This window comes from Bradyrhizobium sp. OK095 (assembly GCF_900109945.1).
GTDB lineage: Bacteria > Pseudomonadota > Alphaproteobacteria > Rhizobiales > Xanthobacteraceae > Bradyrhizobium.
This window is the reverse complement of the sequence record NZ_FOBX01000005.1, coordinates 193,675-217,917: the sequence shown is the minus strand read 5'-3', so window position 1 is coordinate 217,917 and position 24,243 is coordinate 193,675. Positions and strand designations below refer to the sequence as shown.

The 24,243-nt window shown below is 63.9% G+C and carries 21 protein-coding genes; 13 read left to right on the top strand and 8 right to left on the bottom strand.

Annotated elements, in window-relative coordinates; translation table 11 throughout:
* Positions 1–49: 49 nt before the first annotated feature.
* The 7 genes from BMW89_RS15360 (at position 50) to xth (ending at position 8,416) form a co-directional block, all read left to right on the top strand.
* The gene (locus BMW89_RS15360; protein ID WP_008142813.1) at positions 50–388 is read left to right on the top strand and encodes a P-II family nitrogen regulator; all 339 of its coding nucleotides are present in this window, start codon (positions 50–52) and stop codon (positions 386–388) included.
* 38 nt (positions 389–426) lie between these two features.
* Complete coding sequence (locus BMW89_RS15355; RefSeq protein ID WP_092027722.1) at positions 427–1,875, top strand: ammonium transporter; 1,449 nt, start codon at positions 427–429, stop codon at positions 1,873–1,875.
* Between the two features lie 205 nt (positions 1,876–2,080).
* Positions 2,081–2,485 (top strand): GFA family protein, encoded by a 405-nt coding sequence (locus tag BMW89_RS15350; protein ID WP_092027720.1) that lies wholly within the window; start codon positions 2,081–2,083, stop codon positions 2,483–2,485.
* Between the two features lie 336 nt (positions 2,486–2,821).
* Positions 2,822–4,036: an aminotransferase class I/II-fold pyridoxal phosphate-dependent enzyme gene (locus BMW89_RS15345; RefSeq protein WP_177196068.1), complete on the top strand. Its 1,215-nt coding sequence runs from the start codon at positions 2,822–2,824 to the stop codon at positions 4,034–4,036.
* Between the two features lie 9 nt (positions 4,037–4,045).
* Positions 4,046–6,529 carry a DNA translocase FtsK gene (locus tag BMW89_RS15340; RefSeq protein ID WP_092027717.1) on the top strand — a complete coding sequence of 828 codons (2,484 nt, stop codon included), beginning with the start codon at positions 4,046–4,048 and terminating at the stop codon, positions 6,527–6,529.
* Between the two features lie 152 nt (positions 6,530–6,681).
* On the top strand, positions 6,682–7,437 hold the full coding sequence (locus BMW89_RS15335; protein ID WP_092028058.1) for an outer membrane lipoprotein carrier protein LolA: 756 nt from the start codon (positions 6,682–6,684) through the stop codon (positions 7,435–7,437).
* Between the two features lie 163 nt (positions 7,438–7,600).
* Positions 7,601–8,416: an exodeoxyribonuclease III gene (gene xth / locus BMW89_RS15330; RefSeq protein ID WP_092027714.1), complete on the top strand. Its 816-nt coding sequence runs from the start codon at positions 7,601–7,603 to the stop codon at positions 8,414–8,416.
* Between the two features lie 2 nt (positions 8,417–8,418).
* Here the strand turns inward: xth and BMW89_RS15325 are convergent, their stop codons facing one another.
* Both BMW89_RS15325 and BMW89_RS15320 read right to left on the bottom strand, forming a co-directional pair.
* The gene (locus BMW89_RS15325; protein WP_092027712.1) at positions 8,419–8,862 is read right to left on the bottom strand and encodes a cyclic nucleotide-binding domain-containing protein; all 444 of its coding nucleotides are present in this window, start codon (positions 8,860–8,862) and stop codon (positions 8,419–8,421) included.
* 59 nt (positions 8,863–8,921) lie between these two features.
* Entirely contained in the window at positions 8,922–9,608 is a 687-nt protein-coding gene (locus BMW89_RS15320; RefSeq protein WP_008142830.1) for a response regulator transcription factor, read from the bottom strand.
* Between the two features lie 202 nt (positions 9,609–9,810).
* Here BMW89_RS15320 and BMW89_RS15315 point away from each other — a divergent pair, with 202 nt between their 5' ends.
* The gene (locus BMW89_RS15315; RefSeq protein ID WP_177196089.1) at positions 9,811–10,380 is read left to right on the top strand and encodes a L,D-transpeptidase family protein; all 570 of its coding nucleotides are present in this window, start codon (positions 9,811–9,813) and stop codon (positions 10,378–10,380) included.
* Between the two features lie 6 nt (positions 10,381–10,386).
* The gene (locus BMW89_RS15310) at positions 10,387–11,172 is read left to right on the top strand and encodes a 2-keto-4-pentenoate hydratase (RefSeq protein WP_092027707.1); all 786 of its coding nucleotides are present in this window, start codon (positions 10,387–10,389) and stop codon (positions 11,170–11,172) included.
* Between the two features lie 133 nt (positions 11,173–11,305).
* On the opposite strand, the gene BMW89_RS15305 is transcribed toward BMW89_RS15310, so the two are convergent.
* Entirely contained in the window at positions 11,306–11,995 is a 690-nt protein-coding gene (locus tag BMW89_RS15305) for a YggS family pyridoxal phosphate-dependent enzyme (RefSeq protein WP_092027705.1), read from the bottom strand.
* A 109-nt stretch (positions 11,996–12,104) separates the two neighbouring features.
* On the opposite strand from BMW89_RS15305, the gene BMW89_RS15300 reads away from it, so the two are divergent.
* Positions 12,105–13,802 (top strand): sensor domain-containing diguanylate cyclase, encoded by a 1,698-nt coding sequence (locus BMW89_RS15300; protein WP_177196067.1) that lies wholly within the window; start codon positions 12,105–12,107, stop codon positions 13,800–13,802.
* Here the strand turns inward: BMW89_RS15300 and BMW89_RS15295 are convergent, their stop codons facing one another.
* Positions 13,803–14,843: a GGDEF domain-containing protein gene (locus BMW89_RS15295; RefSeq protein ID WP_177196088.1), complete on the bottom strand. Its 1,041-nt coding sequence runs from the start codon at positions 14,841–14,843 to the stop codon at positions 13,803–13,805.
* Between the two features lie 193 nt (positions 14,844–15,036).
* Between BMW89_RS15295 and leuS the strand changes: the two genes are divergently transcribed.
* From leuS to holA, 3 genes are all read left to right on the top strand, one after another.
* Positions 15,037–17,673 carry a leucine--tRNA ligase gene (leuS, locus tag BMW89_RS15290; RefSeq protein WP_092027701.1) on the top strand — a complete coding sequence of 879 codons (2,637 nt, stop codon included), beginning with the start codon at positions 15,037–15,039 and terminating at the stop codon, positions 17,671–17,673.
* Positions 17,660–18,211 carry an LPS assembly lipoprotein LptE gene (lptE, locus tag BMW89_RS15285; protein WP_092027698.1) on the top strand — a complete coding sequence of 184 codons (552 nt, stop codon included), beginning with the start codon at positions 17,660–17,662 and terminating at the stop codon, positions 18,209–18,211. Before leuS ends, lptE begins: the two co-directional genes overlap by 14 nt.
* Positions 18,212–18,275: 64 nt before the next feature.
* Complete coding sequence (gene holA, locus BMW89_RS15280; RefSeq protein ID WP_092027696.1) at positions 18,276–19,304, top strand: DNA polymerase III subunit delta; 1,029 nt, start codon at positions 18,276–18,278, stop codon at positions 19,302–19,304.
* Between the two features lie 173 nt (positions 19,305–19,477).
* Here the strand turns inward: holA and BMW89_RS15270 are convergent, their stop codons facing one another.
* The 4 genes from BMW89_RS15270 to mnmG form a co-directional block, all read right to left on the bottom strand.
* Complete coding sequence (locus tag BMW89_RS15270; RefSeq protein WP_177196066.1) at positions 19,478–20,365, bottom strand: ParB/RepB/Spo0J family partition protein; 888 nt, start codon at positions 20,363–20,365, stop codon at positions 19,478–19,480.
* A gap of 95 nt (positions 20,366–20,460) precedes the next feature.
* A complete protein-coding gene (locus BMW89_RS15265; protein ID WP_092027689.1) occupies positions 20,461–21,315 on the bottom strand; it encodes a ParA family protein in 855 nt (284 codons plus the stop codon).
* Between the two features lie 29 nt (positions 21,316–21,344).
* Entirely contained in the window at positions 21,345–21,977 is a 633-nt protein-coding gene (gene rsmG / locus BMW89_RS15260) for a 16S rRNA (guanine(527)-N(7))-methyltransferase RsmG (RefSeq protein ID WP_244547605.1), read from the bottom strand.
* A gap of 150 nt (positions 21,978–22,127) precedes the next feature.
* Positions 22,128–24,008, bottom strand: a complete 1,881-nt coding sequence (gene mnmG / locus BMW89_RS15255; RefSeq protein WP_092027685.1) for a tRNA uridine-5-carboxymethylaminomethyl(34) synthesis enzyme MnmG — start codon at positions 24,006–24,008, stop codon at positions 22,128–22,130.
* Positions 24,009–24,243: the final 235 nt, after the last annotated feature.

Below are 24,243 nucleotides of genomic sequence, written 5' to 3'. Positions count from 1 at the left end.
GAGAAACGCCCGGCCACGTCCGGACCGGGCCCAAGCGGGGATAGGACCCATGAAAATTGTTATGGCGATTATCAAGCCATTCAAGCTGGAAGAAGTCCGTGACGCCCTGACCGCCATCGGCGTTCACGGTCTTACGGTGACGGAAGTCAAGGGATATGGCCGCCAGAAGGGCCATACGGAAATCTATCGCGGCGCTGAATATGCCGTGAGCTTCCTGCCCAAGATCAAGATCGAGGTCGCTGTCGCCTCCGACCAGGTCGACAAGACCATCGACGCCATCACGTCCGCTGCGAAAACCGGACAGATCGGTGACGGCAAGATCTTCGTCATCAACCTCGACCATGCGGTTCGCATCCGCACCGGCGAGGCCGATGCCGCGGCCCTCTGATTTCGTGCTCAACCAAAATTCAATCAGGAGTAAACAATATGACGTTTAAGCGTCCCTATGGCGCGGGATTGGCGGCTCTCGCAGTCGGCCTGTTCGCTGCGACCGCAGCCTATGCCGAGCCAACGGTCAACAAGGGAGACAACGCCTGGATGCTGACATCGACAGTGCTCGTGCTGTTGATGACCATCCCCGGCCTCGCGCTGTTCTACGGCGGCCTCGTCCGTTCCAAGAACATGCTCTCCGTGCTGATGCAGGTGTTCTACACCGTCTGCGTCGTCACCGTGATCTGGGCTGTGTACGGCTACAGCCTCGCTTTCACCGGCGGTTCCGACTTCATCGGCGGCTTCTCCAAGGCCTTCATGATGGGCGTCACCACCGACTCGAAGGCCGCGACCTTCTCGGTCGACGCCAACATCTCGGAGCTCATCTATATGTGCTTCCAGATGACCTTCGCCGCGATCACGCCCGCCCTCATCGTCGGCGCCTTCGCCGAGCGCATGAAGTTCTCGGCGATCGCTCTCTTCATCCCGCTCTGGGTCACGCTGATCTACTTCCCGATCGCGCACATGGTTTGGTACTGGCCCGGCCCGGACGCGATCCAGGATGCAGCCAAGGCTCTCGCTGCTGCGGCTGATGGAGCGGCGAAGACCGCGGCTCAGGCCAAGCTCGACGAGATCAACGCCGACGCCGGCTGGATCTTCAAGAAGGGCGCGATCGACTTCGCTGGCGGCACCGTGGTGCACATCAACGCCGGCATTGCAGGTCTCGTCGGCGCTCTGCTGATCGGCAAGCGCACCGGCTACGGCAAGGAGCTGATGGCTCCGCACTCGCTGACCATGTCGATGATCGGCGCCTCGCTGCTCTGGGTCGGCTGGTTCGGCTTCAACGCCGGCTCCAACCTCGAAGCCAACGGCGGCGCTGCGCTTGCCATGACCAACTCCTTCGTCGCCACCGCAGCCGCCGCGCTGTCGTGGATGTTCGCGGAGTGGATCATCAAGGGGCACCCGTCGGTCCTCGGCGTCATCTCCGGCGCTGTCGCGGGTCTCGTGGCCGTCACCCCCGCCGCCGGTTTCTCCGGCGTGATGGGTGCGATCGTCCTCGGTCTCGTGGTCGGCGTGGTCTGCCTGTTCTTCTGCACCGTCGTGAAGAACGCGCTCGGCTACGATGACTCGCTCGACGTGTTCGGCGTGCACTGCATCGGTGGCATCATCGGCGCCCTCGGCACCGGCATCCTGGTGAACCCGGCTCTGGGTGGTGCAGGCATCATCGACTACACGGCGATCCCGCCGAAGGTTGCCGATTACGACTTCACCGCGCAGATGATCTCGCAGATCGAAGCCGTCTGCACCACGCTGGTGTGGTCGGGCGTCGGTTCGGCGATCCTCTACAAGGTCGTCGATGTGATCGTTGGCCTCCGCGCCAATGTCGAGACCGAGCGTGAAGGTCTCGACATCACCGAGCACACCGAGCGCGCTTACAACATGTAACGATCCTCCCGGGCGCGGCTCTCCTCGGGGCCGCGTCCACAACTACGGTTTGGGCACATACCCGGCAATGCCCCGACCGTTGAGGGGCTCCAGCGCAAGTTGGAGCCCCTTTCTTTTTGTCTCGCGCGCAGAAGAAAAAGATTGCCATTCCAGATTGCCGGCGCAGAAATACCGACCACAACGAACAATAAACAGGGAGGTCGTCATGCATTTGGAAGGCGGATGCTATTGCGGCGAAGTGCGCTATGTCGCCGAGGGCGATGCGATGATGCAGGCCCAATGTCATTGCCGCGAGTGCCAGTACATCTCGGGCGGTGCGCCCAACACCTTCATCGCAATGCCGGCGGCCGGCTTCAGCTACATCACCGGACAACCCAAGCAATTCACCCGCAAGGACCTCGAGCGCGCCGTGACGCGCGAATTCTGCGCCGAATGCGGCACGCATCTGGTGACCAAGGTTCCGGGATTGCCGGCAGCGATCCTGAAGGTCGGCACGCTGGACGAACCAAAGCAGTTCCACCCGCAGATGGCGATCTACACCTGCGACAGCCAGGATTTTCACACCATTCCCGCAGGCATGGCGACGTTCGAGAAGCTGCCGGGGCACTGAGCGCTCCAAACATTGCGGGACTCGTCATGCCCGGGCTTGTCCCGGGCATCCACGTTCTTGAGCGCGGCAGGAGAGGCCGTGGATGGCCGGGACAGGCCCACGGCCATGACGTCGCTGAAACTCCACGTTCCCCGCAGGATCACGATCAAGAGCCGTGTGCAATGAGAAGCGAGGGCCTCGCATCCCGTTGTTATCCGGCCTCAATATTCCCGCACTGGACGGACCGGCCAGCCGATGGTTAATCGCGTCTTAACCTCGCCCTATCTATGGTGAACTGAACCGCTTCCCGCCGGCGCCTTGGTGCGACCGGCTGTTCCAAGAGTGCTGGCGTCCAGAATGGTCATGACCGCTTCATCCCGTGCGCCGCAGGCCAGTGGAAGCTCCGATAGCGAGCGCTCGCCCTTCGTCCGGCTGAACGAGCTGCTGGCCCCGCATCAGCCGGGCAAGCCCCTGATTTCGCTCGCGGTCGGCGAGCCCCAGCATCCCGTGCCTGATTTCGTCGGCCCGGTGCTGGCCAAGCACATCGCCGATTTCGGCCGCTACCCGATGAACCAAGGAACCGAGCCGTTCCGCAACGCGGCCAGCGCCTGGCTGTCGTCGCGCTTCCAGCTGCCGCGGCCGCTCGACCCCAAGACCGAGATTCTCGTCCTCAATGGCAGCCGCGAGGGGCTGTTCCTCGCCGCGATCGCGGCCGCGCGCTATGTCGGCCCGCGCCCCGGCAAGCCCGCCATCCTGATGCCGAACCCGTTCTATCCGGTCTATGGTGCCGGCGCCGGCGCCGCGGCCTGCGAGCCGGTCTATCTGCCGACCACGGTCGAAAACGGCTTCCTGCCCGATCTCGACGCCATCGACGAAGCGACGCTGGCGCGCACCGTGGCGTTCTATCTGGCCTCGCCCGCCAATCCGCAAGGCTCCGTCGCCAAGCCCGATTATTTCAGGCGGTTGAAGCAACTCGCCGATCGCTACAACTTCATGATCCTCAGCGACGAGTGCTACTCCGAGATTTACACCCGCGAAGCCCCCGGCAGCGCACTCGAATGCGCCGGCCCCGACTTCACCCGCGTGGCTGCGTTCCAATCGCTGTCGAAGCGCTCCAACCTCCCGGGCCTGCGCGTCGGCTTTGCCGCCGGCGACAAGAAGTTCATCGGCATGTTCCTCGAGCTGCGCAATATCGCAGCGCCCCAGGTGCCGGTGCCGCTCCAGCATGTCGCGACCGTTGCCTATGGCGACGAAGCACATGTCGAGGAGAACCGCCGGCTCTACCGGATCAAGTTCGATCTCGCCGACCAGATCATCGGCAATCGTTACGGCTATCGCCGGCCCGACGGCGGCTTCTGCGTCTGGCTCAACACGTCTGAGCTCGGCGACGACGTGTCGGTGTGCCTAAAACTCTTCAAGGAAGCAGGCGTGCGCGTGGTGCCCGGCAGCTTTTTGGCGCGGCAACAGCCTGACGGCTTCAATCCCGGTGCGGGCTACATTCGCCTCGCGCTGGTGCAGGATGGCGAGACCACGGCGGCAGCGCTGCACCGCCTGGTCGAGACTCTGGGTTAGGCGGGGCCCGTGAGCATGTCGGCAATCGAACGTGTCATTCCACTGGTCGGCCATCTGCCGCCATCGATCCGCGAGGCGTTGACGCGGCGCGTGCGCGAGCTGACCGGCTTCGGCCTGATCACGCTATCGGGCGTCGCCTCGGCGGCGATGATGACCTGGTCCGTGCAGGATCCGAGCCTCAGCCACGCCACCTCGCGGCCGATCCGCAACATCCTTGGTTACGCCGGCGCGATCGGCGCCGATCTTGCGATGCAGATCCTCGGGCTCGGCGCCATCATGCTGGTCCTGACCGTTGCGGTCTGGGGCTGGCGCATGATGACGCACCGCCCGTTCGACCGAGAGGCGCTGCGGCTCGGCTGCTGGATCCTCTGCACGGTGATCGCGGCTGGCTTTGTCAGCTGCTGGCCGCATGGCGGCGCATGGCCGCTGCCGACCGGCTTAGGTGGCGTGGTCGGTGATGCCCTGGTGCGCGCGCCTGCGGTGATTTTCGGACCGCCCGGCACGATCTATCGCACGGCACTCGGCATGATCCTGTTCGCAGGCCTGGCCGCGACTTTCCTGATCGCCTGCGGTCTCGGCGCGCGAGAGCACGACGAGGAACTCGCGGACATCGAGGATGACGACAAGCCGCTCGACGAAAACGAAGAGAGCGATCGCGGCTCGGTGTCGCTGGGCTGGTTGTTCCACGCGCTGATGAGCACGAAGGCACGGCTGATCTGGCTGTGTGGTGCCGCTTACCGCTCGCTGGTCTCGAGCGGGCCGAAGACCAAGGCGATCGCGTTCAGCCGCCAGGAGCCGAAGCTCGGCGGGGGCCGCGCCGCGCCGTCGATCTCACCGCAGTCCGAGGACGAGGACTACGAAGACGCGCACGAAGAGGAAGCGGACGACGAGGAGGAAGAAGAGGAAGAGCCCACCGCGCGTGCCCCGCGCAAGAAAGCTGCGCCAAAAGCCGCTTCCAAAAAATCCTCCGACAAGTTCGAGCTTCCATCCGTCTCCGTGCTGGCCGCGCCCAAGGCCGGCGATCGCCAGCCGCTCAGCAAGGCCGAGCTGGAAGCCAATTCGCGCGCGCTCGAAGGCGTGCTGCAGGACTTCGGCGTGCGCGGCGACATCGTAAAGGCCCATCCGGGTCCCGTGGTCACGTTGTACGAGCTGGAACCGGCCCCCGGCATCAAGTCGTCGCGCGTGATCGGCTTGGCTGACGACATCGCCCGCTCGATGAGCGCGCTGTCGGCGCGCGTCGCAGTCGTACCCGGCCGCAATGCCATCGGCATCGAGCTGCCGAATGCGCATCGCGAAAAGGTCTATCTGCGCGAATTGCTGGTCGCCAAGGAAACCACGGAGTCGGTGGCGAAGCTGCCACTGTGCCTCGGCAAGACCATCGGCGGCGACCCCGTCATCATCGACCTCGCACGCACACCGCACATGCTGATCGCCGGTACCACCGGCTCCGGCAAATCGGTCGCCATCAACACCATGATCCTCAGCCTGGTCTACCGGCTGCGCCCTGATCAGTGCCGGCTGATCATGGTCGATCCGAAGATGCTCGAACTCTCCGTCTATGACGGCATTCCCCATCTGCTCACCCCCGTCGTGACCGATCCGAAGAAGGCGGTGGTCGCGTTGAAATGGGCCGTGCGCGAGATGGAAGAGCGCTACAAGAACATGGCCAAGCTCGGTGTGCGCAACATCGACGGCTACAATACGCGCTTGGGCGAACTGAAGGCCAAGGGCGAAGAGCCGACGCGCACCGTGCACACCGGCTTCGACAAGGAAACCGGCAAGGCGATTTACGAGGAAGAGAAGCTCTCGCTCGACCCGCTGCCCTACATCGTCATCATCGTCGACGAAATGGCCGACCTGATGATGGTCGCCGGCAAGGACATCGAGGGCGCGGTGCAACGCCTCGCGCAGATGGCGCGCGCCGCCGGCCTGCATGTGATCCTGGCAACGCAGCGTCCCTCGGTCGACGTCATCACCGGCACCATCAAGGCGAACTTCCCGACCCGCATCGCCTTCCAGGTCACCTCGAAGATCGACAGCCGCACCATCCTGGGCGAGATGGGCGCCGAGCAATTACTCGGCCAGGGCGACATGCTTTACATGCAGGGCGGCGGCCGTATCAGCCGCGTGCACGGACCCTTCGCGTCGGACGACGAAGTCGAAAAGGTGGTGCGTCACCTCAAGACGCAGGGCCAGCCGGAATATCTCGAAGCTGTTACCGCCGAAGAGCCGACCGAGGACGAGGACGGCGGCGCCGTGTTCGACGCCAGCGGCATGGGCGCGGATGGCGGCGGCGATCTGTTCTCGCAGGCCGTCGCCATCGTCAAGCGCGACCGCAAGGCCTCGACCAGCTACATCCAGCGCCGCCTGCAAATCGGCTATAACCGCGCCGCTTCGCTGATGGAGCGCATGGAACTGGAAGGCATCGTCGGACCCGCCAACCACGCCGGAAAACGCGAGATTCTGGTCGAGGAAGAAGACAGCCATATGTGAGGCGAGGAGCCTCGCAACATTATTTCACGCGAAATCGTTATCTGCTTTTGCCCGAAATCACGCTAAAACGACGCCCAGCCACACAGGACGACGCGTTGATCAAACATCCGGACATTCGATTCGCTGCCTCCATCGCCGCGCGAAGCGCGCGCGTGGCCGGCGTGCTTCTCGTCACCGCCGCGATGGTGACCGCGACGTCGTTTGCGCAGACCGTGCCGGTGCCAAAACCCGCGCCGAAGGGCCGCGATGGCGCGGCATCGGCGAGCGGGCCCGCTGTCACCGGCGCGACCCAGACGCCGCCGAATCCGGTGATCCCGGATCCGCGCCGCAACGTGCCGAGCAGCATCTTCCAGACTTTTGACGCCAACCAGAAGGCGCAGGCCGCCAAGGTCAGTGCCTATCTGTCGTCGCTGTCGACGCTGGTCGGGAATTTCGTTCAGGTCGGTCCCGACGGCAGCAAGACGCAAGGCGATTTCTACATCCAGAAGCCGGGCAAGGTGCGCTTCGAATATGACGCGCCAAGCCCGATCGACATCGTCGCCGACGGATCGTCGGTCGTGGTGCGGGACCGCAAGCTCGCCACGCAAGACGTCTATCCGTTGTCGCAAACACCGCTGCGCTTCCTGCTGTCGGATCGCATCGACCTGATGAAAGACACCAACGTCGTCAACGTCACCGCGGACGACATATTCATCAGCGTTACGATCGAAGAGAAGCAGGCCCTCGTCGGCACCAGCCGCCTCATGCTCATGATCGGCGCCAAGGACGGCCAGTTGAAACAGTGGACCGTCACCGATCCGCAAGGATACGACACCACGATCGCGGTCTACAATCTCGACGCGACCAAGAAGCTCGATCCAGGCATGTTCAAGATCGACTTCACCAATTACGGCCCCGCGCCGGGATGAGCTCTCTGCTCCCGTAGGGTGGGCAAAGGCGCAAAGCGCCGTGCCCACCATCTCTCTTCTTCGCGGTAGGCATGGTGGGCACGCTTCGCTTTGCCCACCCTACGATTCCACGGCTGTGGACAAGCATTTTCCCCGCGCCAATCCATGCTAAGACGCATTCCTCATGCGTTTTTCCCTGACAACCTGGAACATCAATTCGGTGCGGCTGCGCATCGAGCTGGTCGCGAAGTTTCTCAAGAGCGCGCGGCCGGATGTGCTGTGCCTCCAGGAAACCAAGTGCATCGACGATGCCTTTCCGCTGAAGCGCTTCAAGCAGCTCGGCTACGAGCACGTCGCGCTGAACGGGCAGAAGGGCTATCACGGCGTCGCCATCGTTTCGAAGATTCCGTTCGAGTCCACCGACATCCGCACCTTCTGCGACAAGGTGGATTCGCGCCACATCTCGGTGTCGTTCGGCGAGAAGGCTGACATCGCAAAGCCGCTGGTGCTGCATAATTTCTATGTGCCCGCCGGCGGCGACATTCCCGATCCCGCACTGAACGAGAAATTCGACCACAAGCTTCGCTTCCTCGACGAGATGAAGGCCTGCGAACCGCTGCATCCGCGCGGTGAGGATCGCCACATCCTGGTCGGCGATCTCAACGTCGCGCCGCATGAGAACGACGTGTGGTCGCATAAGCAGCTGCTGAAAGTGGTCTCGCACACGCCAATCGAAACCGAGAAGCTGCAAGCAGCGCTGGCCGCCGGCGAATGGGTCGACGTCGCGCGCGATCGCATCCCGATGTCGGAAAAGGTCTATACGTGGTGGAGCTACCGCTCCGCCGACTGGACCGTCGGCGACCGCGGCCGCAGGCTCGACCACATCTGGGTCTCGCGGGCGCTGAAGGATGCTGTCAGCGATTTCAAGATTCTTCGCGATGCGCGGAGCTGGGAGCGTCCGTCGGACCATGTGCCTGTCACGGTGACGCTGGAGGTGTGACCTCAGGACGTCAGCTTCGCACCGGCCATCAATATATCGCTCGCAATCTGGCTGGAGCGCACCGCGAATTCGTCGCGCAGACGGACCGCCGCGGCGGGGTCGCTTTCGAGCACGCGCTGGAACAGGCTGCGCGCGACGCGGATGACGGAGGCGTGCTCGATCGCGATCGCGCTCGACGGCCGCTTCATCGGCACCACCAGCGCAAGCTCGCCGATCAACGCGCCGGGGCCTGCAATCATCTCGGCGCCGGCGCCGTCGTCGACCCGGAATGCGCCGCGCTCGACCACGAAGCCGGCATCGGCATCGTCGCCGAGGTTGAACAGGACATCGCCGCGAACAAAGTTACGCTGCTCGGAGCCGATCGCCAGCATGCGCAACGACGCGTCTCCCAACAGGCGCAGTGTCGGGACACGCTCGAGAAGCGCTACGTCGTCGTCGATTGACATTCAGGTCCGAGGCTCAGGGGCTCGCGATCTAAAACGATTCGCGGACCCTAAAGAACCTATCACGGCACCAGCTTGTAGCCACCGGCTTCCGTGACCAGGATCTCCGGGTTGGCGGCGTCCTTCTCGATCTTCTGGCGCAGGCGGTAGATGTGGGTTTCCAGCGTGTGGGTGGTGACGCCGGAATTGTAGCCCCAGACCTCCTGCAGCAGGGTCTCACGCGAGACCGGCATCTGGCCGGCCCGGTAGAGGAAGCGGAGGATGGCGGTTTCCTTCTCGGTCAGCCGGACTTTTCGCGCATTGGCCGCGGTCAGCATCTTCGAGCCCGGGCGGAAGGAATACGGGCCGACCGAGAACACCGCGTCCTCGCTGGCCTCGTGCTGGCGGAGCTGGGCGCGGATGCGAGCCAGCAGCACGGCAAAGCGGAAGGGCTTTGCGACATAGTCGTTGGCACCGGATTCCAGGCCCAAAATCGTGTCGGAATCGGTGTCATGCCCGGTCAGCATGATGATCGGGGCCTTGAAGCCACCCTTGCGCAGGGAGCGGACCACCTCGCGGCCGTCGGTATCGGGCAGGCCGACATCCATCAAGACGAGATCGGGGGAATTGGCCTTTGCGGCGCTGGCACCCTTGGCGCCGGTATCGACGGCGGAGGCTTCAAATTCTTCGTGCAGCGATAATTGCTCCACCAACGTATCGCGCAGATCGGTATCGTCATCCACGATCAGGATCTTGCGGGCATTGGCCATGGGGTATCATCCTTTTGGAGTCCAGCTCGGCGCGCATGCATGCCGCGCCCAGCCGCGAGGGGAAGTTTAAGGTCGCCGTTATTATTGTTGTTCGTGTTGAAGTAGTGGGCTGTTACCGATTCACAAGCCAGAAGCACTCTAACTCAAAATAGCAGGGCGTTTTGATGAATGTCCTGTAATGAATTCGACATCGCACGTTCACATGAAAAACAAAGCTGCTTCAGTCAGTTATAACAGAAATCGTCGCTCCGGACCAGTATCCGCGATCCGCGTTAAGCCTGCTGCCGGGAATCCGCGCCGGGGCTGGCTGACGGCCGGCGCGCTGACAATTCCGGTGGCGCTGGGGCGCGGCGGCATTTTGGCGAACAAGCGCGAGGGCGATGGCGGCACTCCCAGGGGCAGTTTTCATCCCAGGCAATTGTGGTGGCGGGGCGACCGGCACAGCCGGCCGCAGACTTTCTTGCCGGCAAGGACCATCGGCGACACCGACGCCTGGTGCGAGGACCCCAACGACCGCCATTATAATCAGGCTATCCGGCTCGACCGGGAGCAGGGCGGTGACCGGCTCAAACGGGCCGACCATCTCTATGACTTCATCATCGAAATCGACCACAACACCAGACCGCGCAGCGCCGGCCGCGGCAGCGCGGTGTTCTTGCATCTGGCCCGTGACAATTTCGGGCCGACCGCGGGCTGCGTCTCCATGACCAGGGCGGCGATGCTACAATTGCTGCGGCGGCTGGGACCAAAAACAAAAATCATCATCGGGTGAGGGCACATGCTCGACAAGGATCAGATCGCCACCGCTTCGCACGTCCTGGTGAAACATTGGCGCGACGGCAGCAAGATTGACGCGCTGGAGACACGGTTGCGGCCACAGAGCCGTGCTGATGGCTACGCGATCCAGGCCGCGCTCGAAACGCAATCGCTCGGAAAGCTGTTCGGCTGGAAGATCGCGGCGACGAGCGAGTCCGGACAGAAGCACATCAATGTCGCGGGCCCGCTGGCCGGCCGCATCATGACCGACACATTGATCGCCGATGGCGGCACCGCGTCGATGAGCGGCAACGAGATGCGCGTCGGCGAGCCGGAATTCGCCTTCCGCATGGGCCGCGATCTGCCGCCGCGCGCGGCACCCTACGCCGTCGATGAGGTGCTGGCCGCCGTCGACAGCCTGCATCCCGCGATCGAGATTCCCGATTCGCGCTTTTCCGATTTCGCCGGCGCCGGCGAGGCGCAGCTCATCGCCGACAATGCCTGCGCCCATCTGTTCGTGCTGGGCACGGCGACATCGGCGAATTGGCGCGCGATGGATCTCGTCGAGGAACGGCCGCAGATCACGCTGCGCGGCCAGCACTATCTCGGCCACGGCAAGAACGTGCTCGGCGATCCCCGAATTGCCTTGGCCTGGCTTGCCAACGAGCTGCGCGGGCTCGGCACCACCTTGCGGGCAGGGGAGGTGGTGACGACAGGCACATGCCATCCACCGCTGCCGATCCAGGCCGGCGATCGTTTTGCGGTGGATTTTGGGGTGCTCGGGAAGGTGTCGGTGGGGTTCGCGTAACTGGCCCCATCCGTCATTGCGAGCGTAGCGAAGCAATCCAGACTGCCGCTGCGGAAAGATTCTGGATTGCTTCGCTGCGCTCGCAATGACGAAATCAATAAACGTTACTCGACGCGACCGGCGCTAACGGCTCCTACCGGTGCCCGAAGATCGCGCTCCCCACGCGCACATGGGTGGCACCTAACATGATGGCTGTGGCGAAATCCGCGCTCATGCCCATCGAGAGATTTTTCAAGCCATTGCGTGCCGCGATCTTGGCGGTCAGCGCGAAATGGGCCGCCGGCGGCTCGTCGACCGGCGGGATGCACATCAACCCCGAGATCGTCAGCCCGTAGGTGTCGCGGCAGCTCGCGAGGAAGGCGTCGGCGTCGCCGGGCGCGATTCCGGCCTTCTGCGGCTCCTCGCCGGTGTTGATCTGGACGAAGAGCTGCGGGTGCTTTTTCTGGGATTCGATTTCCTTGGCTAACGCCTGGCAAATGCTCGGACGGTCGACCGAATGGATGGCGTCGAACAGCGCCACCGCTTCTTTCGCCTTGTTGGATTGCAGCGGCCCGATCAGATGCAGCACAACGTCGGGGTAAACGGACGTTAACGCCGGCCACTTGCCTTTGGCCTCCTGCACCCGATTCTCGCCAAATACGCGCTGTCCGGCGGCGATGACCGGGGTAATTGCATCCGCGTCGAAAGTTTTCGACACCGCGATCAGCGTGACGGAGGCGCGATCGCGACGCGCTTCCTTGCAGGCACGTGCAATCTCGGCCTCGACCGCGGCGAGCGCGTTTGGTGAATGGCCGGTTACCGGCGCGGCGTTTTCTTCTGTCATGACTTCGGATCGGACTTGATTGTTGCGGAGCTAGTTCTAATTTTACCGAGTTAAAGAAAGAGTTTTTGAACCCTTCGCTTTACCTTGGCCAGTGGGGTGGGTAGCGAAGATGGCAAACGTCAGTTTCAACCGCAAACGAGCGAAACTCAAGCAGGTTCTCGGAATCCGGGCGCGGCTTGCGTTGCTCGCGGTGATTCTGGTGACGCCCTTGATGTTCGAGCGCGTCCGTTCCCTCGAGGATGCGCGCGCGAAGCAAATCGCGCAGGCCTCAGCCGAATTCAACACCGTCGCAAGGCACAGCGCCGATGCGCAGCGCGAGGTGATCTCGTCGGTCGAGACCATCCTGAAATCGGAAGCCTTCATCCGCGCCTCCGCCGGCGGCATCAGCAAGAGCTGCGACGTGCTGCGCGCGAGCCTGCCGTCGAACCTGCCCTGGATCCGCACGCTGTTGATCGCCGGCCAGGACGGCCGCATCCAGTGCGCCACCAACAACATGTATGTCGGCCTCGATCTCAGTGACCGGCCTTACTTCCAGCAGGCGCAGGAAACCGGCCGTTTCGTGCTGAGTGACTTCATCCTGTCGCGGCCGGTGCCGTCACCGACCGTCATGGCGGTTTACCCGGTGTCTGCGTTCAGCGGCGTCGCCGATGCGGTCGTGCTCGCCACCGTGAACCTCGACTGGATGTCGAAGGTCATGAACAATCTCGGCGGCCGTGCCGGCATCACTGCCGTGCTGGTCGACAGCGCCGGCACCGTGCTGGCCGCACCGGCTGACCAGCACAGCGCGATCGGCCGTCCCCTCGACAACATGCCGCTGATGTCGGCGATTGCCGACAAGGCGCTGCGGTCGGACCAGGACGAAGGCTCGCTCTCTTTCCTCGCCGCCGACGGCTCTCGCCGCGCAGTGAGCTATATCCGCATCGCCGGCACCAACGCTCGCCTGATCGCCAGCATCGACGAGGACAAGGTGTCCGCGGCGGTCAGCCGCGATATCCGCACCGCCTATCTCCAGCTCGCTTTCGTCGTCCTGTTCGTCCTGCTCGGCGCGCTCATCGCCGCCGAGAAGCTCGTGATCAAGCCGATCGAGATGCTGGCCGACATGGCCAAGCGCCTCGGCCAGGGGGATCTGTCGGCGCGTGCCGCGCGCAACCGGCTGCCGGCCGAGTTCGTGCCGCTGGCCCGCGCGTTCAACGCGATGGCCGCGCAGCTCAGCCAGCGCGAGCGCGAGCTGATCGCCAGCAACGACCGACTGACCGTGATGGCCTCGATCGACATGCTATCGGGGCTCAACAATCGCCGCGGCTTCCAGAGCCGGCTCGATTTCGAATGGATGCGCGCGCAGCAATACGACAGCGACCTTGCGCTGCTGATGATCGACGTCGATCACTTCAAACTGTTCAACGACACCTATGGCCATCTCGAAGGCGATTCCTGCCTGACCAGGCTCGGCGAGTCCCTGTCCGGCATCGCCGCCGACACGATGGGCTTTGCGGCCCGCTATGGTGGCGAGGAATTCTGCCTGCTGCTGCCGAACACGGATGTGAACCGCGCCGTCGCGATTGGCGAGCAGGTGCGCGCGGCCGTGCTGAGGCTCTGCCTGCCGCACATCACCTCCGCCCACATGATCGTCACCGTCTCGATCGGCGTCGCCGCGACGAAGCCGAATGAGAGTCTGCGCCCCGGCGATTTGATCGAAGCCGCCGACGCCGCGCTCTACGCCGCCAAGCATCGCGGCCGCAACAACGTCGTCGAGCACGGCATCACCGTGATCGACAATGGCGCGGCCGAAATCATGATGGCGGGCTGATTAGCCCGCAGCTCCGGCGCGATCGAACTCGATCTCCGTCACCACGCGATTGCGGCCGCCGCCCTTAGCGAGATAGAGCGCGCGGTCGCAGCGCTCGATGAGATCCGTGATCGCCTCGCCCGCACGATACTGCGCCACACCGATTGACACCGTAATGCTGGGCAGGATTTCGCCGGTCGAGCGGCGCGTGATCGTGCATTCGGCAATCGCGTGCCTGATGCGCTCGGCGGTCTCGGCGCAAGTGGCAAGATCGGCGCCCGGCATCACGATGAGCAGCTCCTCGCCGCCATAGCGGGCCGGCAGATCCTGCTCGCGGACCTTTTCGCGCAGCACCTTCGCCATCAGGCGCAGCACCTGGTCGCCGACACCGTGGCCGAAATCGTCGTTGAAGGTCTTGAAGCGGTCGATATCGAGCATCAGCACGCTGAGCGGCTCGCCCCAGTCCGCGGTCACCTGCGCCTTGCGCAGAAACTCATCGAGTGCCCGCCGGTTCGCCAGCCCCGTGAGCGTGTCGGTCCGCGCGCGCTCCTCGGATTTGGAAAGCGAATCTCTGATGACGTCGAGCTCGCGAGCCTTTTCGGCAAAGCCCGCCTCCAGATGCGTCGCCCGGGTGGCGGCGCGGGCGAGCTCGTCCATGAGCTGGGCGACCAGCGCCTTCGGGTCGACACCGGCCTTGCCCTGGTCGGCAACCTCGCTGATCGCCTGCATTTGCGAATGGTTGTCGGCGATCGCGGTCGCCAGAAACTCCTTCGCGGCGCCCATCAGGGCATGCAGCCGCTCCGACGTCCCGGCGGCGGCCGCCTGGGGCGCGACATAGGTCTCAAACAGATCCTGATTGGTCCTGATATCGAAGGGGCGGTTGTGGTCGATCAGGAGATCGATGGCGTTGCGCAAATCGTCATGGCTGCCTGCGAAATATTGGAACCAGACGGCAAAATTGGTCGGCGTCGGCGGAATCCGCTGCTCGGCCATGCTCCGCACCGCCCGTCCGGCGATGGACGCGGCATAGTCGTAATCGAGATCGTCGAAGCCTGAATCCATCGCCTGGCGGGTGCTGTTGAAAGCCAACCTCGCACCGACCCCTTAATCCGACCCCAATAGGCCGCTCCGTACTTTTGCGGACCAGCCTTGCCGGGGTGCAGCAGCCTGCGGCAACCCATTGACCCCCCGAGGACTTCTATGGCCTAGTCCGGCCTCTTTTAGACGGCCGAATCCACGAAAACCCAACGATTCCATGACCTCCGAACGCTATAACGCCCGCGATTCCGAACCACGCTGGCAGGCTGCCTGGGACCAGCAGGCGATCTTCGTCTCGAAGAACGACGATTCGCGGCCCAAATACTATGTGCTCGAGATGTTCCCCTACCCGTCCGGGCGCATCCATATTGGCCATGTCCGCAATTACACGCTTGGCGACGTGCTGGCCCGCTTCAAGCGCGCCATGGGGTTCAACGTGCTGCACCCGATGGGCTGGGACGCATTCGGCCTGCCGGCCGAGAACGCCGCCATCGAGCGCAAGGTGGCCCCTAAAGCCTGGACCTACGACAACATCGCCGCGATGAAGAAGCAGCTCCGCTCGATCGGGCTGTCGCTGGACTGGTCCCGCGAATTCGCGACCTGCGACCCCAGCTATTACAAGCATCAGCAGAAGATGTTTCTGGACATGCTCGGCGCTGGCCTGGCCGAGCGCGAGAAGCGCAAGCTGAACTGGGATCCGGTCGACATGACCGTGCTCGCCAACGAGCAGGTGATCGACGGCCGCGGCTGGCGCTCGGGTGCCGTGGTCGAACAACGGGAAATGAGCCAGTGGGTCTTCAAGATCACGAAGTACTCGCAGGAGCTGCTGTCCGCGCTTGATGGCCTTGATCGCTGGCCCGACAAGGTGCGGCTGATGCAGCGCAACTGGATCGGCCGCTCCGAGGGCTTGCTGGTCCGCTTCGCTCTGGATCAGGCGACGACGCCTGCCGGCGAGAGCGAGCTGAAGATTTTCACGACGCGGCCCGACACGCTGTTCGGCGCGAAATTCATGGCGATCTCGTCGGATCATCCGCTGGCGCAGGCGGCCGCCGCGAAGAACCCGAAACTTGCGGAGTTCATCGCCGACATCAAGAAGATCGGCACCGCACAGTCGATCATCGACACCGCGGAGAAACAGGGTTTTGACACCGGTATTCGCGCGGTGCACCCGTTCGATCCGAGCTGGAAGCTGCCGGTCTATGTCGCCAACTTCGTGCTGATGGAATACGGCACCGGCGCGATCTTCGGCTGCCCCGCGCATGACCAGCGCGACCTCGACTTCGTCAACAAATACGGTCTCGGCAACGTTCCCGTCGTGTGCCCCGAGGGCCAGGATCCCAAGACATTCGTCGTCACCAACACCGCCTATGACGGTGACGGCCGCATGATCAATTCCCGCTTCCTCGACGGCATGACCATCGATCAGGCCAAGGACGAAGTCGCAAAACGCCTTGAAAACGAGCTGCGCGGCAACGCGCCGGTCGGCGAGCGCCAGGTCAATTTCCGCCTGCGTGACTGGGGTATTTCACGGCAGCGCTATTGGGGCTGCCCGATTCCGGTGATCCACTGTCCGACATGCGACGTCGTGCCGGTGCCGGATGCCGACCTGCCGGTGGTGCTGCCGGAGGACGTGAGCTTCGACAAGCCGGGCAACGCACTCGACCATCACCCGACCTGGAAGCACGTCACCTGCCCCAAATGCGGGGCTAAGGCGCTGCGCGAAACCGACACCATGGACACCTTCGTGGACTCGTCCTGGTATTTTGCGCGCTTCACCGATCCCTGGAACGAGAACGCGCCGACCACGCCAGAGGTCGCCAACCGGATGCTGCCGGTCGACCAGTATATCGGTGGTGTCGAGCACGCGATCCTGCATCTGCTCTACAGCCGCTTCTTCACCCGTGCGATGAAGGCGACCGGGCACATTGCGCTGGATGAGCCGTTCGCCGGCATGTTCACGCAGGGCATGGTGGTGCACGAGACCTACCAGAAGGCCGACGGCAGCTGGGTGCAGCCCGCCGAGGTGAAGATTGAGGTTGGTGGCAACGGCCGCCGCGCCACGCTGCTGACAACCGGTGAAGACATCGCGATCGGTGCGATCGAGAAGATGTCGAAGTCGAAGAAGAACACGGTCGACCCCGACGACATCATCGCGACCTACGGCGCCGACGTCGCCCGCTGGTTCATGCTGTCGGACTCCCCGCCTGACCGCGACGTGATCTGGAGCGACGAACGCGTCCAGGGCGCCTCGCGATTCGTGCAGCGGCTGTGGCGGCTGGTGAACGATGCCGAGGACCTTTGCAAGGAACTCGGCAAGGCTGCCCCCGCGGCCCGGCCGGCTTCGTTCGGCGCCGACGCGCTCTCCCTGCGCAAGGCCGCCCACGGCGCGCTGGACAAGGTCACCACCGGCGTCGAACGGTTGCACTTCAACGTTTGCCTCGCCCATATCCGTGAATTCACCAATACGTTCGCGGAGGTGCTCCAGCGCCCCGGCCAACCCGCCCCCGACCTCGCCTGGGCGATCCGGGAGGCCAGCCAGATCCTGGTCCAGCTGTTCTCGCCGATGATGCCGCACCTCGCCGAGGAGTGCTGGCAGGTTCTGGGTCAGACCGGGCTGGTTTCGGAGGCCAATTGGCCCCAAATCGAACGCGATTTGCTGGTTGAAGACAGCGTGACCCTGGTGGTCCAGGTCAACGGCAAGAAGCGGGGCGAGGTCACAGTTGCAACAGCGGCCCAGAATCCGGAAATCGAGGCTGCCGTTTTGGCCCTTGATGCGGTAAAGTTGGCCCTGGATGGCAAGCCCGTCCGTAAGGTGATCATCGTCCCCAAGAGGATCGTGAATGTTGTCGGCTAGGATCCGCATCGCAGCCCGCTTGCTGGCGGTCGCCGCTCTGGCGGCGCTGACGGCTGGCTGCTTCCAGCCGATGTATGCCGAGCATACCGACGGCACCCCCGGCCTGCGCGAGAAGCTGATGGGGGTCGACCTTCCGCCGATCAACAAGGCCAATGCCTCCCGCGAGGCCCGCGTCGGCGTCGAGGTCCGCAACGCCCTCGCCTTCAAGCTCTACGGCACGGCCACGGGCATGCCGCCGACGCACCGCCTGGAGATCCGTTTCTCGTCCAGTCGTTCGTCCCTGATCGTGGATCCCAATACCGGCCTGCCGACCAGTGAAAACTACGGTATCGACTGCCAGTACAATCTGACCGAGGTCGTGAGCGGCAAGTCGGTGATGACCGGCACCACGTTCTCGCGCGTGTCCTATGACATGCCCGGTTCCTACCAGCGCTTCTCCCGCAACCGCGCCGTGCGCGATGCGGAGGATCGTGCCGCCAACGAGATTGCCGAGAACATCAATACCCGGCTCGCCTCGTTCTTCACCGCGGGCACTTAGTTCAGTTCATTCCCGTTATCTCGGCGCGCCCCCAAGGCGCCCCGGATGACGCGCTTGAGGCGGCATGGTCGCGCTACGCGGAAAAGAGATCGACGCCTTCCTCGCCCGTCCCGATTCGGGCCGTCCGATCATCCTGCTCTACGGTCCCGACGCCGGCCTCGTGCGCGAGCGCGCCGATGCGCTGATCGCCTCCGCCGTCGACGATCCCAACGATCCCTTCTCGCTTGTAAAGCTCGACGGCGACGAGCTCTCCGCCGAGCCGTCGCGCCTCGTCGACGAAGCCATGACAGTGCCGCTGTTCGGCGGCCGCCGCGCCATCCGCATTCGCGCCGGCTCGCGCAGCTTTGCCAGCGGTGTCGATACGCTGGCCGAGATGGGCGTGAAGGATTGCCGCATCGTGATCGAGGCCGGCGAGCTCCGCCCGGAGTCACCGCTGCGCAAAGCCTGCGAGAAGGCCAAGACCGCCGTGGCGATCGGCTGTTATCCCGACACCGAGCGTGACCTCGCCAAGCTGATGGAAGACGAGCTCCGCATCGCCAATTTGCGCATCGCGCAGGATGCCCGTGCAGCGCTGATGTCGTTCCTCGGCGGCGACCGCCAGGCCTCACGCAACGAGCTGCGCAAGCTCATGCTCTATGCGCATGGCAAGGGCGAGATCACGCTGGATGATGTGATGGCCGTGGTCGCCGATGCCTCCGAGCTGAAGCTCGATCCGATCGTCGACGGCGCCTTCGCCGGCCGGCCCGATATCGTCGAGACCGAATTCGCGAAGGCCATGATCGCCGGCACCTATCCCGGCGTCATCATCTCCGCGGCGCAGCGCCAGGCGGCATGGCTGCACAAATCTGCACTTGCGATAGCCGACGGCACGCCGGCGTCCACCGTGCTCGACGGCGGCTATCCGCGGCTGCACTTTTCACGAAAGCCGGCGGTCGAAACGGCGCTGCGCAATTTCAGCGTGGCGCGGCTCGCCGGCATCATCGAGCAGCTCGCAACCACTGCGCTCGACACCCGCAAGCAGTCGACGCTGGCCGCCGCCATCGCCCAGCGCACGCTGATGGCGATCGCCGCGAACGCGAAGCGGCGCGGCTGAACTGCCGCTCCCCGTCATTGCGAGGAGCCCTTGCGACGAAGCAATCCAGAATCCCTCCGCGGAAAGATTCTGGATTGCTTCGCTACGCTCGCAATGACGTGTGGACGGACGTGCGTACCACACACTCCACTGTCGTCCCCGCGAAGTTCGCCAGGACGACACCGAGGGTGCGGCTACAGCGCGCCCTTCGCGAGCCGCTTCATTACCTCGTCGAGCTGATCGAGGTTGCGGTAGTTGATCTGCACCGAGCCGCCGGGATCGCGGTGACTGACGGTGACCTTGAGGCCGAGCGCATCGCTGACGCGCTTTTCGAGATCGACCGTATCGGCGTCCTTTTCCTTACCGCCGGTGGCACGCGCCTTTTGCGGCTTGCGCTCCGGCACGCCCTCTTCATGCGCGAGCGCTTCGGCCTGGCGGACGTTAAGACCCTCCTCGACGATGCGCTTGGCAGAGGCGAGCGGATCGGGCACGCCGATCAGCGCGCGGGCGTGGCCGGCGCTCAGCTCGCCGCTCGTGATCAGCGCCTGCACCTCGGCCGGCAGCTTCGTCAGCCGCATCATGTTGGCGATGTGGCTGCGGCTCTTGCCGACGACCTTTGCAATGTCGTCCTGGCTCCGTTTGAACTCGTTGGCGAGCGCATGATAGCCTAGCGCCTCTTCCATCGGGTTGAGATCTTCGCGCTGCACGTTCTCGACGATCGCGAATTCCAGCGCATCGCTGTCGCTGATGTCGATCGGCACGATCGGCACGTCGTGCAGACCGGCCATTTGCGAGGCGCGCCAGCGCCGTTCGCCGGCGATGATCTCAAAGCGATCGTGCGTGCCCTTCACCGGCCGCACCACGATCGGCTGGATCACACCGTGCTGCTTGATGGACTCGCTGAGCTCTTTGAGCTCGGTGTCCGAAAAGGTGCGGCGAGGGTTGCGCGGATTGGGCTTGATGAATTCGATCGGCACCTTGCGCTGTGCGCGCGGACGATCGACATGCTGCGCCTCGCCGCCGACATCACCGATCAGACTTGCAAGACCCCGGCCCAGTCGCGAACGCGCTTCGTCGGCCATCGCCAGCTCCCTTGGATTCACGGTGCAGCACTCCAGAACTGAATTTCGAATCGGAGGGTGGGTTACGCCTTCGGCTAACCGACCCTACGGCATCGTCAATGCGTGACGCGCAGCTCGCGCTCGCGCTGGATCACTTCCGTGGCGAGCCGCAAATAGGCTTCGCTGCCGACGCATTTGAGATCGTAGACCAGCACCGGCTTGCCGTAGGACGGCGCCTCCGAGATGCGCACGTTGCGCGGGATCATGGTCTTGTAGACCTTCTCGCCCATGAACTGCCGGACGTCGGCGACAACCTGGTTCGAGAGGTTGTTGCGCGAGTCGAACATGGTCAGCACGATGCCGTGGATCGACAGGGTCGGATTGAGCGTCGAGCGCACCTGCTCCACCGTCTGCAGCAATTGCGACAGACCTTCGAGCGCGAAGAACTCGCACTGGAGCGGCACCAGGATTGCGTCCGACGCGGCCATCGCATTCACGGTGATCAAGTTGAGCGATGGCGGGCAGTCGATCAGCACGTAGGTGTAATCGGCATCGGGCGAGACGTTGTTGTTGAGCGCGCTGATCGCGTCGCGCAGCTTGTACGCACGACCGGGCGTGGTGCCGAGCTCGAGCTCGAGGCCGGAGAGGTCCATGGTCGAGGGCGCGATGTGCAGCCGCGGCACCGCGGTCAACACCACCGCTTCGCGCAGGCTCGCCTCGCCGATCAGCACATCATAGGTCGAGCAGGAGCGGTTGCGGCGATCGATGCCGAGGCCGGTCGAGGCATTGCCTTGCGGATCGAGATCGACGATCAGGACGCGCTCGCCAATCGCCGCGAGCGCCGTGCCGAGGTTGATCGCTGTGGTTGTTTTTCCCACGCCGCCCTTCTGATTCGCCAGCGCCAGGATGCGCGGGTGTCCCTGCGGGACCTCGGAGGCCTGTCCTTGCTGCGGTTCGTCAATCGCGGTCATCGAAATTCCCCACTCAACCCCTGAACGCCTCAGCCGCGCCGTTGGACGGAAGTCAGCTCGACGATCCAACCATCACCGGTACGGCTTTGGTGGAGCTGTGGCTGAATATTCCAATATTTAGCGGCTTCGGTCAATTCAGCCTCTACATCTTGACCTTTGAGAAATAACGCCTTTGCGCCCTGGCGCATCAGCGGCTCCGCAAAGCCGATGAGTTGATGTAGCGGAGCCAGCGCGCGCGCGGTGACGCAATCGACGGGACCGGTGATTCTATCCACATTATCCCCGATCTCAGCGAGATGTACGACTCCCGGAGATGTGGTGACGCGGATCGCTTCGCGCAAAAACGCAGCCTTCTTGGCGGTCCTCTCGACGAGATGGACGCTCGCGCCCGACATCAAAGCCATCGCACAAGCCAAGACGACGCCGGGAAACCCGCCGCCGCTGCCGAGGTCGGCCCAGCGCTTTGCCGTGGGCGCGAGATCGACGAGCTGAAGCGAGTCGGCGATGTGCCGGGTCCAGAGGTTTGGCAAGGTCGAGGGCGCGACCAGATTGGTCTTGGCCTGCCACTCCCGGAGCAGCGCGATATAGCGATCGAGCCGGGCTTCCGTTTCATGTGAAACGGGCGCGAGCTTCAGCGCTGCGCGTTTGTCGGCGGCGATGATGGCATCGAGCGACCGATCGTTGGCGCTGGCCTTGTCGATCTTCGGCCGGGCCGGCTCGGGCTCCGGTCGATGAATGACGCCCTCGCCCACTCCGGGTCGTCGCGATAGCGGTTTGTCCCCGCCAGGTCCGCGCTGTTTCACGTGAAACGCCTATGCGATTGCTTTGGAAGTCTTTCGAGCCTCACGGCGGAGATAGGCCGCGAGGATACCGAGTGCCGCCGGCGTCATGCCGTCGATCCGGCCAGCCTGGCCAACCGTGAACGGTCGCGCCTTCTCAAGCTTGGCGCGAACCTCATTGGAGAGACCGGGGACGAGGCTGTAATCGACCTCAGACAGCACCATCCCTTCGTCGCGCCTGAAGGCTTCGACGTCGGCACTCTGGCGCTCCAGATAGGCGTCGTACTTGGCGTCGATCTCGAGATGGGTGGCGATAACGGGGTCGATGGTCGACAGCTCCGGCCAAATCGCGCGGACCTGGCTCCAGCCGATATCAGGATAGGCCATCAGCTCGAAGGCCGATCGGCGCTGGCCATCCCGGTTCAAGGTCAGGCCGTGCTTGATCGCCTCGTTCGGAGTGATCGTCAGCGACTTCGAGAGCGCCCTGGCAGCGTTCAGGGCCTCCATCTTGGCCCGATGATGCTGCGTCCGGGCGCTGCCGACGCACCCCAAAGCGATGCCCTTCTCGGTCAGGCGCTGATCGGCGTTGTCGGCCCTCAGCGTCAGCCGGTACTCGGCCCTGGAGGTGAACATCCGATAGGGCTCGCTGATCCCGCGGGTGACGAGGTCATCGATCATCACCCCGAGATAGCCGTCTGCACGGTCGAACACGGTCAAAGCGGCCCCGCTGGCGGCCAAAGCCGCGTTCAGACCGGCCACGATGCCCTGTCCGGCGGCTTCTTCATATCCGGTAGTGCCATTGATCTGCCCGGCCAGGAACAGACCGCGCAGACGCTTGGTCTGGAGGGTCGGATCGAGCTCACGGGGATCGATGTGGTCGTATTCGATGGCGTAGCCCGGACGGACCATTTTGACCCGCTCCAGGCCCGGAATGCTGAAGAGGATCGCTTGCTGAACTTCTTCCGGCAGCGAAGTCGAGATACCGTTGGGATAGACGGTCGTATCGTCGAGCCCTTCTGGCTCCAGAAAGATCTGATGGCCGTCGCGATCGCCAAACCGGACGATCTTGTCCTCGATGGAGGGGCAATAGCGCGGCCCGGAGCTCTTGATCTGGCCGGAGTACATCGGGGAGCGATGCACGTTGGCCCGGATCACCTCATGGGTCGCGGAGGTCGTCCGTGTGATGCCGCACTGGATCTGCGGGGTCGTGATCCGCTCGGTCATCACCGAGAACGGCTCCGGCGGCTCGTCTCCGGGCTGCATTTCAACCGCGGACCAGTCGATCGTGCTGCCGTCCAGGCGCGGCGGCGTCCCCGTCTTGAGCCGCCCAAGAGTGAAACCGGCGCGCTCGAAGGAGGTCGAAAGGCCCATGGCCGGCGCTTCACCGACGCGGCCGGCGGGCCAATTTTTCTCGCCGAGGTGGATCAGACCGCGAAGAAAGGTGCCGGTGGTGACGATAATCGCCCCTGCCCGAAGCTCCCGGCCGTCCGCCAGGCGCAGTCCGGTCACCCGTCCCTCGACAACGATCAGCTCATCCGCCTCGCCTTCGATGACCGAAAGACCCTCGGTCTCACCGATCGCGGCCTGCATGGCAGCGGCATAGAGCTTCCGGTCCGCCTGAGCCCGCGGACCACGGACAGCGGGACCCTTCCGGCGATTGAGGACGCGAAACTGAATGCCGCCGGCATCGCCCACCCGGCCCATCAGACCGTCGAGAGCGTCGACTTCACGGACCAGATGACCCTTGCCGAGGCCACCGATCGCGGGGTTGCAGGACATCGCGCCGATGGTCGCGAAACGATGCGTCACCAGAGCGGTGGCCGCGCCCATCCGAGCGGACGCCGCCGCAGCCTCACAGCCGGCGTGGCCACCGCCAATCACGATGACGTCGAAACTCTCTCGCTCTGGTCGCATGGGCGGACTTCTATCCCAGAGCCGGAAAAGCCGGAAGTGGAAACTGGGTGAGGCGGTTGTTTCACGTGAAACGGGACGCGGGCGGGGTAGCGGAACTCATTTTTACGAAAACAACCCCATGCACAGTAGAGAGCACGTTAAACCGACTACTGTTTCACGTGAAACAATTAGCTCGCGCGGGACGGAATGGTTTGAGCCGTCAATTTGGCGCTACCGCTGCGAACTCCGTCATTGC

Coding starts and splice junctions, on each gene's coding strand:
- BMW89_RS15360 (WP_008142813.1), top strand. CDS start 50: ATGAAAATTGTTATGGCGATTATCAAGCCATTCAAGCTGGAAGAAGTC.
- BMW89_RS15355 (WP_092027722.1), top strand. CDS start 427: ATGACGTTTAAGCGTCCCTATGGCGCGGGATTGGCGGCTCTCGCAGTC.
- BMW89_RS15350 (WP_092027720.1), top strand. CDS start 2,081: ATGCATTTGGAAGGCGGATGCTATTGCGGCGAAGTGCGCTATGTCGCC.
- BMW89_RS15345 (WP_177196068.1), top strand. CDS start 2,822: ATGGTCATGACCGCTTCATCCCGTGCGCCGCAGGCCAGTGGAAGCTCC.
- xth (WP_092027714.1), top strand. CDS start 7,601: ATGCGTTTTTCCCTGACAACCTGGAACATCAATTCGGTGCGGCTGCGC.
- BMW89_RS15325 (WP_092027712.1), bottom strand. CDS start 8,862: ATGTCAATCGACGACGACGTAGCGCTTCTCGAGCGTGTCCCGACACTG.
- BMW89_RS15320 (WP_008142830.1), bottom strand. CDS start 9,608: ATGGCCAATGCCCGCAAGATCCTGATCGTGGATGACGATACCGATCTG.
- BMW89_RS15315 (WP_177196089.1), top strand. CDS start 9,811: ATGAAAAACAAAGCTGCTTCAGTCAGTTATAACAGAAATCGTCGCTCC.
- BMW89_RS15310 (WP_092027707.1), top strand. CDS start 10,387: ATGCTCGACAAGGATCAGATCGCCACCGCTTCGCACGTCCTGGTGAAA.
- BMW89_RS15305 (WP_092027705.1), bottom strand. CDS start 11,995: ATGACAGAAGAAAACGCCGCGCCGGTAACCGGCCATTCACCAAACGCG.
- BMW89_RS15300 (WP_177196067.1), top strand. CDS start 12,105: ATGGCAAACGTCAGTTTCAACCGCAAACGAGCGAAACTCAAGCAGGTT.
- BMW89_RS15295 (WP_177196088.1), bottom strand. CDS start 14,843: ATGGATTCAGGCTTCGACGATCTCGATTACGACTATGCCGCGTCCATC.
- leuS (WP_092027701.1), top strand. CDS start 15,037: ATGACCTCCGAACGCTATAACGCCCGCGATTCCGAACCACGCTGGCAG.
- lptE (WP_092027698.1), top strand. CDS start 17,660: ATGTTGTCGGCTAGGATCCGCATCGCAGCCCGCTTGCTGGCGGTCGCC.
- holA (WP_092027696.1), top strand. CDS start 18,276: ATGGTCGCGCTACGCGGAAAAGAGATCGACGCCTTCCTCGCCCGTCCC.
- BMW89_RS15270 (WP_177196066.1), bottom strand. CDS start 20,365: ATGGCCGACGAAGCGCGTTCGCGACTGGGCCGGGGTCTTGCAAGTCTG.
- BMW89_RS15265 (WP_092027689.1), bottom strand. CDS start 21,315: ATGACCGCGATTGACGAACCGCAGCAAGGACAGGCCTCCGAGGTCCCG.
- mnmG (WP_092027685.1), bottom strand. CDS start 24,008: ATGCGACCAGAGCGAGAGAGTTTCGACGTCATCGTGATTGGCGGTGGC.